The 14,728-nt window shown below is 74.1% G+C and carries 9 protein-coding genes; 1 reads left to right on the top strand and 8 read right to left on the bottom strand.

Annotated elements, in window-relative coordinates:
* Positions 1-282 precede the first annotated feature (282 nt).
* From KBX06_RS17715 to KBX06_RS17680, 8 genes are all read right to left on the bottom strand, one after another.
* On the bottom strand, positions 283-612 hold the full coding sequence (locus tag KBX06_RS17715) for a hypothetical protein (RefSeq protein ID WP_210836219.1): 330 nt from the start codon (positions 610-612) through the stop codon (positions 283-285).
* Between the two features lie 181 nt (positions 613-793).
* On the bottom strand, positions 794-1,597 hold the full coding sequence (locus KBX06_RS17710; RefSeq protein WP_210836218.1) for an SGNH/GDSL hydrolase family protein: 804 nt from the start codon (positions 1,595-1,597) through the stop codon (positions 794-796).
* Between the two features lie 191 nt (positions 1,598-1,788).
* Positions 1,789-3,054, bottom strand: coding sequence for a VWA-like domain-containing protein (locus tag KBX06_RS17705; RefSeq protein ID WP_374225652.1), 1,266 nt, complete (start codon positions 3,052-3,054; stop codon positions 1,789-1,791).
* On the bottom strand, positions 3,051-4,292 hold the full coding sequence (locus tag KBX06_RS17700; RefSeq protein WP_210836216.1) for a MoxR family ATPase: 1,242 nt from the start codon (positions 4,290-4,292) through the stop codon (positions 3,051-3,053). The genes KBX06_RS17705 and KBX06_RS17700 overlap by 4 nt, the downstream gene beginning before the upstream one ends.
* A 65-nt stretch (positions 4,293-4,357) precedes the next feature.
* Positions 4,358-5,761 carry a hypothetical protein gene (locus KBX06_RS17695; protein WP_210836214.1) on the bottom strand — a complete coding sequence of 468 codons (1,404 nt, stop codon included), beginning with the start codon at positions 5,759-5,761 and terminating at the stop codon, positions 4,358-4,360.
* A 192-nt stretch (positions 5,762-5,953) separates the two neighbouring features.
* Complete coding sequence (locus tag KBX06_RS17690; RefSeq protein ID WP_210836212.1) at positions 5,954-6,376, bottom strand: DUF6234 family protein; 423 nt, start codon at positions 6,374-6,376, stop codon at positions 5,954-5,956.
* Between the two features lie 152 nt (positions 6,377-6,528).
* Positions 6,529-10,872 carry a S8 family serine peptidase gene (locus tag KBX06_RS17685; protein WP_210836210.1) on the bottom strand — a complete coding sequence of 1,448 codons (4,344 nt, stop codon included), beginning with the start codon at positions 10,870-10,872 and terminating at the stop codon, positions 6,529-6,531.
* A 204-nt stretch (positions 10,873-11,076) separates the two neighbouring features.
* Positions 11,077-11,607 (bottom strand): adenylate kinase, encoded by a 531-nt coding sequence (locus tag KBX06_RS17680; RefSeq protein WP_210836209.1) that lies wholly within the window; start codon positions 11,605-11,607, stop codon positions 11,077-11,079.
* A gap of 407 nt (positions 11,608-12,014) precedes the next feature.
* On the opposite strand from KBX06_RS17680, the gene KBX06_RS17675 reads away from it, so the two are divergent.
* Positions 12,015-14,720: a fibronectin type III domain-containing protein gene (locus tag KBX06_RS17675; protein WP_210836208.1), complete on the top strand. Its 2,706-nt coding sequence runs from the start codon at positions 12,015-12,017 to the stop codon at positions 14,718-14,720.
* Positions 14,721-14,728: the final 8 nt, after the last annotated feature.

The following is a 14,728-nucleotide window of genomic DNA, read 5'->3' as shown; positions in this document are numbered from 1 at the left end:
CCACTGATTCATCGCTCTCCGCAGAGAGAGTCCACGACGGTCGATTCCGCTGCCAAGACGTCTCCCAGAGTTCGGGACGCGGGTGGCGCCTTCGTGGAATCCCAGGTTCGGCCGTTCCTGCGGCCCGCCAGGCCGCCCCGACGGGCGCCACCACGGCAGACTTCCCGCCGCGCGATCCACGGGTCCGATTCGCCGGCCGGGCGACTGTCAGGTATCAGGCAGCTTCCCCGGCCGCCGACGCCGGCCGCGCCGACGACCTTCGCGCCGCCGCATGGAAAGCGCTTACCATGGCCTTGACATCGATGAATATGGATCGCTAGCGGCCACGGCCACCACCGTCGACGCCGAGAACGGCGGCACCGCCATCGACCGGGTGGACATCGCCGACACCGGCAACAACGCGATCCTGATCGAGAACTGCCAGGGGGTGGACATCGCGGCCGGCGGCGGCACGATCAGCGGCGGCGGCGAGGTGCGGCTGGCCGAGCGCACCGAGTTCCCCGGCAACCGGGACATCACGCTGCGCAACTTCACCCTGGTGAACAGCCGGATCGTGGAGAACCCCCGCGCGGACAGCCTGACCATCAGCAACGTGCGGCTGAGCAACTCCACCGTCAACCGCTGCCGACCGGGCCGGTTCCGGCCCGGTCGTCCGGGTCACCGGGCGTTCCGGTACGGAGGGTCGGACGGGGGCGCGGCCGCCACGCGGGCGACGCGCCCCCGTCCGCCCGCCCGGGCGGTCCCGGCCCCGAGGGGGGCGGGGCCAGGTCCGTCCGGAGGGAGAGCGAGCCGGTCAGCCCGCGACGGAGCGGAAGACCGGGTAGTAGCCGCCGGACTGGCCGGCCGCGGTGGGGTGGTAGGACACGCCGAGGTTGGCGATGTTGAGGGCGTGCAGCCACTTGGTGCCGTAGCTGCACAGCTGGTGCCCGACGAACTGCGACCGCACGTCGGCGAACTTGAAGCCGGCGGCGACGGCGGCGGTGCGGGTGATGTCGTCCACCAGGTTGATGCCCTCGTTGATCTTCGCCCGCGAGGTGGCGCTCAGTCCGATGCAGGCCGTGCCGAGCTGGTAGAAGACCGGGTACCCGACGACGACCACGCGGGCCGAGGGCGCCCGGGTCTTGATGCCGTTGTAGACGTTGCGCAGCAGGCCCGGCAGCTGGGCGCGGGCCTTGTCCTCGGCGGCCTGGACGGCGGCGACGCACTGGGTGGTGCCCTGGAGCACGCAGGTGGACATGATGCTGGCGAAGCCGACGTCGTTGCCGCCGACGGTGACGCTGACCAGGGTGGTGGTGGAGCTCAGCGCCGACAGCTGCGTGTTGATCAGGCTGGTGGTGGTGGCACCGGAGCAGGCGACCGAGCGGTACGACGCGGGCTTGATGTTGGTGGCGTAGAGCGCCGGGTAGGCGTTGGTGCTGCGCTTGCAGGAGCCGCTCTCGCTGGTGTAGCTGCCGGCGCCCACGCCCGAGGCGTACGAGTCGCCGAGCGCCACGTAGCGGTCGGCGGGCGCGGCCTGGGCGGGCACGGCCAGGGTGAGGCTGACGCCGAGAGCCGTGGCCAGGCTCAGGGCGAGGGAAACGAGACGGGTTCTCCGCACGTCGCACTCCGGGGGGGGTAGGGGATCGAGTGCGAGATTGATATCACCGAATATCCACGAACGAAAGATCTTGCCGGGACATTTAGGGGTGCCGGCAAGGACCTACCGGGTCTGCGTGCCGAAACGTCCGCCGGGCAGGGGTCGAGGGCACCCGGACCGGGGCCCCGACCGCAGGGTAAAGAGCCGGTGGGTCAGGCCGCACGGTCGCCGCCGGACGACCCGATGGCCACCACCCGCGCCCATGCGGGCGGTGGATCCGGCACGTACCCGGGTGCGTCCTCGTCCCACGATGCCGAGGACGTGTGCGGGCGGGGGAACAGCCCGACCACCGTGCGGCAGGGCGGCTGCGCGGCCGGCCAGGGCGTCTGCCCGTCGGTCAGGACCACGACGACGTCCGGGCGGGGCCGGGTCCGCAGCGCCCGGGCGAGGCCCGTCCGCAGGTCCGTCCCTCCCCCGCCGACCAGCGGGATCTCCTCGGCGCGGCACAGCGGGTGCAGGACCCGCGCCGCCGCGTCGCACGACAGGACGCTGACCAGGTCGCGCCGGCCGCCCACGGCGCGGGAGATCGCCGCGACCTCCAGCAGGGCGCTGCCCAGTTCGGCGTCGCTGACCGACCCGGAGGTGTCGACGACCACGCAGACCCGAGGGGGCTTGCGCCGCAGGCTCGGCAGGACGACGCCGGGCACCCCGACGGAGCGCCGCGACGGCCGGCCGTACGTGTAGTCCTCGCCCCCGCCCGCACCGGAGGCCGCCGAGCGGACCGCCGCCCCCAGCAGCTCACGCCACGGCTGGGGCGGGTGGAAGGCCTCCTCCGCCCACCTGCGCCAGCCCTGCGGGACGTCCCCGGGGCGCCCGGCGATGCCCTGCGCCACCCGGAACCGCACCGCGTCACGTTCCTGTGCGCTGAGGCCGTGCGCGCCGTCCGGTCCCAGGTCCCACTCCCGCTGCGCCCCGTCGGCGCCGCTGCCGCAGTCCAGCCAGACCAGCCCCTGCGTACGCGGCCCGAGCCCGAACTGTCGCAGGTAGTCCTCCATCAACTCCCCCTCGGGCAGCCCCAGTGCCGACGGGTCGACGACACCGTCGGGCCGGGCCAGCCCGTCGCCGAACACGTCGTCGTTGATCTCGCAGTCCGCGGCGATGTTCATCCGTAGCCGCTCCCCCGGCCCGGTCAGCCCCCGTTCCCGCGCGACCCGGTCGCTGCGCCCGTGGTGGTCCCGGAGCAGGTGCGAGACCTCGTGGACCCACACCCCGGCGAGTTCGTCGACCGGGGTCCGGTCCACGAACAGCGGGGAGGCGTAGCACCGCCAGTGCCGGTCCACCGCCATCGTCGGCACCAGGCGCGACTGCACCACGTGCAGAGCGAACAGCGCCGACGCCAGGTAGGGCCGGACCCGAACGGCGTGCAGCCGGGCGGCGAAGAGCTTCTCGCGGTCCAGCGCCCCCGTGCCCGCGATCACCGGTCCCTCCCCGTCGCGGCGGCGAGCCCGGCCTGGTCGGCCCGCCGGGACACCGCCACCGCCCCGGCGAGCCGCTCGATCGCCGCCGGCACGTCCCAGTCCTCGCGCCGCAGGGCGGCGAGCGTGCTCGCGGGGACGACCACCAGGTCGGGGGGCCCGGTCTCCAGCGCCCGGACCAGCAGCGCCCACGCGGCGTCCCAGCGGGAGCGCTCCGGGCGGCCACGGACGGCCTCCACCACGCCGTCCAGCACGGCCTGCCGCAGGTCGCCCCGCTCGGGCAGGACGGCGGCCGCCGGGTCGGCCAACAACGCCTCGGGGTCGGGGAGGTCCATCCGGTCCAGGCTGGCGAGCAGCTCCAGCCCCGGACCGTCGCCCACCGTGCCCCGCACCAGCATCGAGAGCACCTCCCGGGAGGTTCCCGCCGCGGTCGCGAAGGCAGTCAGGCGCAGGGCCATGTCCCAGCTGCGGGGCGAGGGCCACGGGCCGCCCCGGCGGGCCTCGTTGCCGGGCAGCCGGTGCACGAGCGCGGGGCGGGCGGACAGCAGCCCGCACACCGCGCGGCGGGCGAAGGTGACGGCCTGCGGCAACCGCTCCGGGTGCAGCCGGGGCAGTACGGTCCGGGGCCAGGTCCCACCCAGGCCGCGTACCACGACGTCGTGGTCGTGGGTCCACTGGAGATGGACGAAGCGGTTGGCCAGGGGCGGGCTCAGCTCCCAGCCGTCGGCCGCCGAGGATCGCGGATTCGCGGCGGCCACGATCCGGATGCCGGGCGGCAGCCGCAGCGCGCCCACCCGCCGCTCGAGCACGAGGCGCAGCAGGGCGGCCTGGACGGCGGGCGGGGCGGTGGACAGTTCGTCCAGGAACAGCAGCCCACGGCCGGCCCGGGCCAGGCGTACGGCCCAGTCCGGCGGCGCCATCGGGACGCCCTGCGCGGCGGGGTCGGCGCCGACGACCGGCAGCCCCGCGAAGTCGGACGGCTCGTGGACGCTGGCGACGACGGTCGTCAGCGGCAGGTCCAGTTCCTCGGCGAGCTGCGTCAGGGCGGCGGTCTTGCCGATGCCCGGCTCACCGCACAACAGCACGGGCAGGTCGGCGGCCACGGCCAGCGTCAGTGCCTCCAACTGTGCGTCGGATCGGGGTTCGGTGGTGGTGTCGCGCAGCAGGGCGAGCAGCTCGGCGGCGACGGCGAGTCGCTCGCCGGGGGCTTCGTCGGCGGGGCTGACGGTGGCAGGGGGCATGGTGATCACCTGTCGTTTCTCGTGGCGGGTGAGAGGAGGGTGGTGCGGGGGCCGGGGGCCCTCGGTCAGCGGGCGATGCCGTGGCGCGGGCGGGAGCGGCGGTCGCGGGTACGGCGGCGTTCGGCGGTGGCGGGGCCCGGGCCGGACCCGGCCAGTCCCGTTCGGAACAGCCCGTACGTGACCCGCCGCAGCGCCGCCGTCTCGAGTTCGTCCCGCAGCGCGCCGTCGCGCACCCGCGCGTCGGGTCCGAGCAGGGCCTCGACGACAGCCAGCGCGCCGGCGGTGTCGCCGTGGTCCAGGCGGGCCCGGACCTCGGGAAGGCACTCCGGGTGGCGGTGCGCCTCGTCGATCGCCCGCAGACAGGGCAGCGGGGTGCCGGTGAGCGCGGCCAGGAGCTCCTCCCGGCGGACCTCGGCCGGATCGTGGTCCAGCGCGACGAGCGTCCCGTCGACCAGGCCGATCCGGTGCCAGGCGCCCCGGCAGCGCACGCGGTGCGGCTGCGCCGCCCGGGCCACCCGGGGCGCCGTCACCGCCGGATGGCCGGGTGCCAGGGCCGACGCGACCAGCGGATGCAGCCGACCGGCCTCGATCAGGCCGTCGCGGAGCAGTTCCAGGTCGGGTGACACCCAGGTCGCGGCGTCGGGCAGCACCGGCGTGGGCCGGTGCGGGCCGCCGCCGCTTCGCGGGGACGACGAGGTGACCCGCACCTCGGGCGGTCCGGGACCGTTCCCGGCCGACGCCACCTCCAGGATCAGGTGACGCCCCGCACCGACCCGTACGGCGACCGGGCCGCTGGTCCGCCCCTCGGCGCGGAGCAGGATGGCTGCCTCGGCGGGCCACCTCCGCACCGCCCAGCCCTGCCGCCGCTCCGCCGTCGCCGGTGGATCCGATGCCGCGCCGGGGCCTTCCTCGGGTGTCCGCTGCGCCCCGGAGCGGACCCGCAGTTCACCGGCCCGCCGCGCATCCCACAGGTGGCGGTGCAGGTCGAGGCGGAACCGGCGGTCGGGGTGCGGGTGCGGGTGGCGACGGGGCCCGGAACCGCGCCGGGGTCCGTCCCACAGCGCCAGACTGAACCGTTGCCCGGCGTCCGCCCAGGCCGGCGGTGTCCGGACCACGAGGTGCACCGCGTCGCCGTGGCGTCCGCCCCGGTCGTAGCGGGCCAGCGGGACGGTCAGCCCGGGCCGCAGCAGCCCGTCGGGGGCGATCCTCGGCAGGTGCCAGCGCAGCAGGTCGGGAGCGAGGTGGCGGAGGTCGGCGCGGAGCCGGCCGGCGAGTTCCCGGCCGTGGGTACGGGCCACGGAGCGCAGGTCGACGTCGACGTCGACGCGGGCGGCGGCGCACGCCCCGGCCCAGTCCCCGCCGGCCCGACGGGCGGTGGCAACCTCGATCATGGACGGCGGCACGGCGAACTCGCGCACGCGCAGCCAGAAGGACGAGCGAAAGTCCGGGTTCGCAGGTTGGGAGCGCATCAGCACTCACCTTGCGAGAACCGGGCCCCCAATCTGGTGAGAGAAGAAGTCGTCATCGCCGGGGAGCATACCGCCGGCGGGCCCCGGCCCGCCAGGTCGCCCGGCCCCGCCCCGGCGCCGGTGTCCGCCGCCGTCGTCGCGTCCCGGTTTCCCCCGCCGACCGGGGGTACGGGCCCGCCCACCGCGGAGCACTCAGCCGCCCGGGCAGCGGCTGTCGCCGCCGCTGTGCTCCTGGCAGGTCGTCGGCGCCGGGACGGGCGCGGGCGGCTGCCTCAGCGTGCGCGCCGCGTCCGCCACCGCCGGCGTCAGCGCCGCCGTGATGACAACGGCCAGGAACGCGTAGACCAGGGCGGTACGGCGGTACCGGAAGCCGACCGCCACCAGCGCGATGCCGGCCGCTCCGCCCGCCGCCACCACCGCCAGGAGCAGCAGCGCCCGGGCGGAGCGACGCCCGATCTCCGCCGCCCGCGCGTCACCGTTCGAGTGGTGGTCGGCCCACCCCTCCATGCCGATGGTGAACAGCCACCACAGCAACGCCAGGCAGGCCACCACCCAGAGCGCCGTCAGGAGCACCAGGGCGTACCGGGGGCGGGCGGCGGATGTCGACGGGGTCATGGCGTACAGCCTGGCGCAGTCGGGGCTCCGGGACGTGAGCCCGCGTACTCACCGCGCCCACCGACCCGGCCGTGCCCGGCCCGGCGGCCCGCCGGTGCGGTCGCGGGGGCGAGCGCACCGGCGGGGGCAGCCACGTCAGACGGGGGGCCCGCTCACCACCCCCGGCACTGGCCGGAGGCGGGGCCGCCGACCGTGTTGGGCACACCGCCGTCCACCGGCGGCGGCTGGTTGCCGACGCACCGCAGCGGCCCGTCGATCCGGTTGCCGGAGAGCACGACCGGTGTGTCGCCGGTGCGGCTGTCGAGCACGCCGACGGGGCCGGTCACCCGCGTCCCGGTGATCAGGACCCGGCCGGTGACGCCGGTGAGCGAGAGCGGGCCGTCGATCCGGCTGCGCGTCAGCTCCACCACCGCGGCTCCGGTGGCGCTCACCGGCCCGACGACGCCGGCGTCGAGCGCGACCAGCCCCGCGCCCTTCGCGACGGTCACCGGCCCGGACACCTCGGCACCCGGCGCGAGGCAGGTCACTCCGCCGCCGACCTGTAGCGGGCCGCGACGATCACCGCTGACCACCTGGGTGCAGGTCTGGTCGGTGACCTCGAGCGTCACCGGCAGGGTCACCAGGGGCGTGGTGGGGTCGTCGCCGGTCACGCAGAGCTGGGCCCGGTACGTGCCGGCGGCCAGCCCGGTGCTGTCCATCGAGATGGTCACCTCCGTGGACCGGCCGGCACCGGTGCCGGCCGCCGTACGCGACGCCGTCAGCCACGGCACCTCGTCGGGCGTCACGCACGGCTGCACGTCGGGCAGCTTGACGTGGGTGACGAACCGGGCCGCCCCCTTGTCGTTCTCCACCTCGACGAGGCGGCCGGAGCGGTCGATCTCGTGGACCCCCTTGGAACTGGTGACCAGGATGTTGCCGTTACCCAGCGGGTGGACACCCTGGTATCCGGAGCCGCCGGGCGGCGTGTAGATGCCGATCAGCTTGCCGTCGCGGTCCATCTCCCAGACTCCCGGGGCGGATCCGCTGCCCCAGCTCGCCGCGAGCACGTTGCCGTTGGGCAGCTCCGCGAGCTGGCCGGGCCAGCTCAGCCCCTCGACGAAGCGGGCGTTGGCGCGGGAGCCGTCCTTGGTGAAGCTGTGGATGGCGTCACTGTCGCTGGCGGAGACGAGCATGTCGTCGCCGCGGAACAGGATGCCCCACGGTCCCTTGAGCCCGTCGGCCCCCGGCGCGACGAACGTGCCCAGGAAGTTTCCGTCGGCGTCGAACTCGACCACCGAGTGAGCGTTCGCCTGGGAGGCGACCGTCACCAGCACGGTGCCGCGCGGCGAGAGGGCGATGCCCCGGGTGTTGCCCATGACCGTCGGATCCTCCAGACCGCCGGCGGGGGCGAGGACCCGCCGGAAGCTGCCGTCCAGGCCGTGCTCGGTGACCACCGAGTTGACCTGGTCGGACATGAGGAAGCCGCTGCCGTCGGGCTTGGCGATGACCTGGAACGGCGTGTAGAGGTTGCTGCTCGGGTCGAACTTGACGTGCGGGATGAACTGCGGGTCGATCAGCTTCCCGCTCTGCGGGTCGAACGCCATCACCCCACGGGTGGCGCTGCCAGAGTTGGGGATCAGCAGGACACCGTCACGCAGGAGCCGGACCCGCTCGTCGCTCGGGCCGGCGTCCGGGTCGTCCAGCCGCCAGTCCAGCACGCCGTGCCCGGCGTTGCGTACCGCGAACTTCTGGTTGGTGACCAGCCCGGCCGGCTGCCGCGCGGAGAGCGACCTGGGTGCCACGTCGATCTTCGGCACCGGCACCACCGTCAGTTCCAGCGCGATCGTCGTCACCGGCTGGTCCTGGTCGTTGCTGGCCAGGCAGAGGTCCGCCCGGAACACGCCACCGTCGTCGAGGCCGGTCGAGTCGAGGGTGATCTGGATGTCCTGGCTCTTGAACGGGGCGAGGGTGCCCTGCGCCGGAGTGACCTCGGCCCAGTTCGGCCAGGCGCAGTCGTCGCCGTCGCCGGTGGCCCGCCAGGTGAGCTCGGCGCCACCGGCGTTGCCCACCTTGACGGTGTGGCTCTCGCTCCGCGTGACGTCCATGCTGGAGCTGAGCGCGGTCTTGTCGACGGTCAGGTCCGGGGCCGCGGGAAGCACCGCGACCGGGAAGTGCGCCTGGGCGATCGGCTGCCCGTCCGGCGCGTGCCGGGCGTCGGTGGTCAGGTCGATCGCACCGAAGAGCCAGTTCCTGCGGGCGGTCCCGGTGACGTCCAGGGTGATGGTCAGCTCCTGGCTGGCGCCGGGCGCGAGGGTGAACCGCGTCGGGGCGACCATGATCCGTGCTCCGGTCGGGGACTGTGCCGTCACCTGCCAGGTCGCGGACGCCTTGGCCACGCTGGACACCGTCCGGGTGAAGGTGCAGACCTTGAGGCAGTGGTGCTCGACCACGGCCGGCAGGTTCAGCGTCTGCGGGTCCCCACCGGCGTCGGGGTTGGCCGCGGCGAAGTTCGCGGCGGTCTCGTCGAGCACGATGCCGGTCCGGGCGGCCTGGGCCAGGTTGATCCGGCCGGATCCCATGTCGAACGCGTCGGCCGGCGTGCGGCCGTCCTCCTTGACGACCCCGTCGCGGTCCGCGGTGACCGCCAGCGCGGACCGGATCCGCGTCGGCGACCAGTCGGGGTGCAGCGCCGCCAGCAGCGCGCCGGCGCCCGCGACGTGCGGCGACGACATGGACGTGCCCTGCATGAAGGCGTACGTGGCCGGGTTGTCCTTCGCCGCCATGGTGGCGGCGAGGATGTTGCGGCCCGGGGCGGCCACGGTGGGCGCCAGCATGTCGAACTTGCTGGGGCCGCGCGAGCTGAAGTCGGTCACGACATCGGTCCAGTTGCCGTCGCGCAGCACCTCGCTGCCGGGGTCGACGCGCACGGTCACGGGGCCGTCGGTGGCGGCCACGTGGTCACGCAGCCGCTGCCCGTCGGCGAGGGAGACCATCACGGCCGGGATGGTGGTCCCGGCGAGCGCGCCCATCGTGATCGGCGGGCCGCTGTGCTGGTTGTGCACGACCACGCCGGTCGCGCCGGCGGCGGTGGCGTTCCTCACCTTCACGGAGAAGTCGCAGCCACCCCGGGGCAGCAGGGCGACCTTGCCGCTGAACGCCGCCGCCGGGAACGCGACGCAGGCCTGCACGTTGTTCGCGTCGACGGCCCCCGAGTACCGGAGCTCCCCCTCGACGGGCGGGTTCGGCGAGTTCTCCCCGATCACCGCGGCGATGCCGGTGAGCGCCGCCGGGACGGGCGTCGGGCCCGTCACGTCGAGCCGGTGGGCGATGACCCGCTCGTGGCTGACCGCGGCGACGGACATGTTCCACGGCGCGGTCTTCGCGACGGTGCTGGCGCCCGGGCCGCTGTTGCCGGCGGAGGCGGCCACGAAGATGCCCGCCGAGTACGCCTCCAGGAACGCCTGGTCTACGAGGTCCTTCCAGGGGTCGTCGCGACCGGAGATCGAGTAGTTGAGGACGTCGACGCCGTCGGCGATCGCCTGGTCCACCGCGGCGATCGTCGCCGAGGAGAGGCAGCCGAGGACCATGCAGACCTTGTACGAGATGACGTTGGCCCGTGGCGCGACCCCGGAGACCGTGACCTTGTGCGTGCTCGTGCCGACGGTGACGGTCGCCTCGTGCCGGTTGCCGGCCGCGGTCGAGGCCGTGTGGCTGCCGTGACCGTTGTCGTCCCGGGCGTCGGTGCCGACCATCGCCCAGGCGCCGATCAGCTTGTCGTTGCAGATCGGCCTGTGCTGGGGGTGCGACGGGGCGCAGACGCCGACGTACGTGCCCGCGCCGTACGGGTTGGTGTGCCGGTAGCCGTCGCCGTCCACCGCCGCGAACGACGGGTGGTCGGGGTTGATGCCGGAGTCCAGGATGCCGACGATGGTGCCCTCGCCACGGGTGCCGACGTTCTCCGCCGTCCTGCCCTCCCACACGGCGGGCGACCGGATCAGCGCGTTGCTGGTGTCGGTGGTCAGCTCCAGAACCTCGTCGGGTACGACGGCGCTGACCCCCGGCAGGCCGGACAGGTGTGCCGCCTCGTCCGCGCTGACCTCGACCGCCAGGCCGTTGACCACGTTGCGGTAGGTGTGGGCGACCCGCACGGAGCGGCCCAGCATAGCCTCCATCTCGTCCACCAGCGTGTCCTGCTGCCGCGCCAACTCCTGCGAGTAGGAGGTGCTCGCCGCCGACCTGGTGTCGATCCTGCCGGCGGGTGCCGGCCTCGCCCGCGGGGCGGCCGCCACCGACGGCTTGTCCATCTGCACCAGCCAGAGCCCGCTCTTGGGCTGCGCCTTGCCCGATGCCGGGCGGGCTGCCGCCCCGGCTGTCGTGTCGCCCGCCGGCAGCGGTGCCGCCCCGGCCGGGGTGGGGGCCACGGCGAGCAGCATGGCGCTCGCCGCCACCGCCGCGACCAGACGGGGCGGCGTCCGGCGACGGGAGAGGAACGTTCTTCGACAGGAGGGATGTGCCACGGTGAGCTCCTAGTCACTGAGCGGCGCGATGGATGCTGTCTCGCTGCCTGGCCAGAGCCCGGGGAGGTGCTCGCTGCGGCTGGGTGCGATCGGGTGAGAACCTAGGTGATCACGAGGGCCACGGCAATGGCGTACTTCCATGCGTAGATCCCGCCGGCGTCGCCGGCCCGGTCCGTTGGGGGGGGGCGGGGCGGTCGAGGGTCCTCACCGGCGGGTCAGGCCGGCCAACCAACGGTCCAGCTCCGCCGGGGAGCGGAACAGCAGCACCGGCGGCCCGGCGGGATCGGCCTGCCAGGCGTGCATGCGCCGCCGGGCCCGGCGGAAGGCGGTCGCGTGCCACAGCAGGATCGAGTCCCGGGAGAGCACGCTGCCCAGCGACTCGCGGTTGCCGTTGCAGATCTCCTCGCCGCTGACCAGTCTGCGGGCGGTGCGCCGCAGTAGCCGCCAGAAGGAGAGCCAGCGCGGATAGTCCAGGCCGACGACGAGGTCGGCGCGCGCCAGCACCACGTCCCGCCACCCGTGGTACGCGCCGTCGAGGATCCAGCGGTCGCGTCGGCAGACCGCCCCGATCCGGCTGCGCTGCTCGGCGACCGGCACCTCGACCCAGCCGGGCTGCCACAGCAGGTCGTCGACCGGGTGCCACGGCAGCCCGAGCCGCTCGGCCAACCGCGCCGCCAGCGTGGACTTGCCGGCGCCGTACACCCCGTAGACGAGGATGCGGGCCGGGGCGGTCATCGCGGCAGCGTACGCCGCCGCCGGCCGACCGGTGCCGGCGGTGGGCACGCCCGTCGCGGCCCGCGCGGTCGCGGTGGCGGCCCGGGCCGCCGGCCAGGCCTCGGATGCCGCGCCGAGCCGCCCCAGCGACGGGCCAATAGTCGCTCTACCTGCGAAAACAGGCCGTCATCCGAACAACAACCTGCGGCAAGGAGCGCCGAGAAGTGCTATAGAGATATGGGCGGTTTTGGATTCCTTGTGAGCGAATGTCGCGTTCGGCGGATGTCCGGCCGCCGCCCAGAGGTGCATGACGTGACCGGCAGGACAACGGGGTGACCACCGGTCGGCTGACGCTCCTCGCCACCGTCCACATCCGCGTCGACGGAGCACCGGCTGCCTCCCCGGCCGGCGCCCAGCTAGGAGTTCCCATGTCCATCCCGCACCGTGGCCGCGTGTTGGCGGCCCTGGCGGTCGCCTCCACCCTGGCCCTGTCCGCCGCGGCCGTGGCACCGGCCGCAGCCCGGGACCCGGTCGCCACCAGACCACTCGCCGCCCGGGCGGCTCCCCCGTCGCTGGCCAACATGCACCTGGTGACACAGTCCACCAAGGCCTCCAGGCCGGCACCGCAGCCCCGGAAACCGGCCGCGCCGGCCGCGCCCAGGGCCGCCCGTAAGGGCGAGCAGGCGGTCGTCACCTGGAAGGCACCCGACGACCGGGGCAGCAGCATCACCGGGTACGTGGTGACGCCGTACCGTAACGGCAAGGCCCAGAAGCGATTGGCCTTCGACGCGTCGAAGACCAGCCGGAAGGTCGGCGGCCTGCGTGCCGGCGGGACGTACACCTTCACGGTGGCCGCGAAGAACGCGGCCGGCGTGGGGCCCGCCAGCAAGCGGTCCGCGCGGGCCGGCATCCTTGCCCTGCCGTCGGCGCCGACCGTCATTTCGGTCTACGCCAACAGCGTGGCCGCCACACTGAGCTGGACCCCCGGTTTCGACGGCGGCTCGCCGGTCACCAACTGGGTGGTCACCCCCTACATCGGCGCCGCCCGCCAGGCGAGCCAGACGCTGGGCCCGGCGACCAGTGGGGTTGTCACCGGACTGACCTCCGGGGTCACCTACCGGTTCACCGTGGCCGCGCGGACCAGCCAGGGCACCGGCCCCGAGTCGGCGCTGTCGCCGGCGGTGAGAACCAACGTCTCCCCCACCCTGGCGTTCCCCACGCCGCCGCCGGGCGCGGTGGGCGTCGCCTACGTCGCACCGCTGGACGTGACCCGCGGCGTGCCGCCGTTCGTCTGGTCGGTGGAGTCCGGCAGCCTGCCAGCGGGGATGACGATCCGGCCCAACGACGGCACCCTCTCCGGCGTGCCGACCACCGCCGGCACCTACCCGCTGGTGGTCCGGGTCATCGACGCGAACGGGAACTACGGCTCCCGGCGCATCGTGCTCCAGATCAACCAGGCGCCCGACCTGCGCAACCTGGCGCCGCCGCTGGCCGAGGTCAACGCGTACTACTCCAACCAGTTTCTCGTGGTCGGCGGGACCGCGCCGTTCAGCTGGTCACTGGCCGCCGGACCACTGCCGCCGGGACTGACCCTCGACCCGGTCACCGGGAATCTCACCGGTCTGCCGAGCGTCGCCGGGTCCTACGCGTTCACCGTCCGGGTCACCGACGCCTTCGGGCTCAGCGACACCCAGGATTTCCGGATGGTGGTCCAGCCGGCCAGCGTCGTCACCCTGACCGCCGACGCCAACCAGACCACCTTCGGGGCGGCGGTCACCTTCAACGTCACCATCGGACCGGGCGTGGCCGACGGCACCGTCACGCTGATCGACGTGCTGCCCAACGGCACCGACGAACCGCTGGGCACCTTCCCGGTGGCGTTCAACGCGGCGGAGTTCCAGGCGCAGATGCCGGCCTTCGGTCTGAACACCTTCCGGGTCCAGTACGACTCTGACAACACCAACGCGGTGGCCAACTCCAACACCGTCACCATCGACGTGCGCGCCGTCCAGGGGCAGGTGCTCATCGGCCAGTTCGCCCAGTCCGGGATCGCCGGCCCCGCCGACCAGTTCGTCGGCATACGCAACACCACCGCGCTCAACCTGCCGATCGCCGGCTTCACGATCCAGACCGCGGGCGGTCCGACGGTCACCATCCCGCAGGGCGCGCGCCCCCTCCCGCCGGGTCGTGGTTATCTGGTCGCCGCGGCCGACTACTCGCTGGACAACATCCTGCCCGACCTGGTGGTGCCGAGCCTCGGGCCGATCGGTGGTCTTCGGCTGGTCGCTCCCGACGTGCCCGGCACCGTCACCGACGCGGCTGGGTCGGCGCCCGGCTTCTTCGAGGGCAGCCCGCCTCCGGCCTTCGCCGGCCCGCCGTTCGTCACCTACGCCTGGGTGCGGCTGCGCGGCAACGGCCAGCTGCAGGACACCGACGACACCGTGCGCGACTTCCGGCTGGTCTCGACCGTCCTCGGCCCGCTCAACGGGGTGCCCGCGGCACTCGGCAGCCCGTCGCCGCAGAACTCCCTCGGCGTCTACCAGCAGAACGGAAATCTGCAGACCACCCTGCTGGACACCGGCGTCGCCTCGTCGGCGGTGCCCAACCGGGAGGTGATTGGCAACCGGCTGATCCTGCGTCGGAAGCTCACCAACCGCTCCACCCAACCCATCATCCAGGCCCGGCTGCGGATCACCGCGCTGAGCCAGGCCAACGGCGCACCGAAGCCGGGTGACCCGGAGCCGCCGCCGCCGCACGGCAACCTGCGGCTGATCAACCCGGCCACGCCGACCAGCGCCGTCACGCTGAGCGACGGAGACACCGTCACCGTGCAGAACCTGCGGATGGACGCCCCGGCGACCAGCCCACCGGGCGGCGGAATGTCCACCACGCTGACCATTCCACTCCGCCTGGGCGGCCTCGGCACCGGGGAGTCGATCAACGTCGCCCTGACCTTCGCGGTGGACACCCCGGGTCGCTACTGGGTCGGCTGGGACATCGACGCCCTCGGCGGCACTCCGCCTGCGGCGGCCAGCACCACGTCCGCCAGCACCTCGCGCACCAAGCTCAAGACGGCCGGCCCGAACTCGGCCGGCTTCCGCAAGGGGCACCTGGTCAGCGGCACCGTGCGCTGACCGGCAAC

The organism is Micromonospora sp. C31, from assembly GCF_018070575.1.
In the GTDB taxonomy this organism is placed as follows: Bacteria; Actinomycetota; Actinomycetes; order Mycobacteriales; family Micromonosporaceae; genus Micromonospora.
This window is presented reverse-complemented; position numbering and strand designations above follow the sequence as displayed.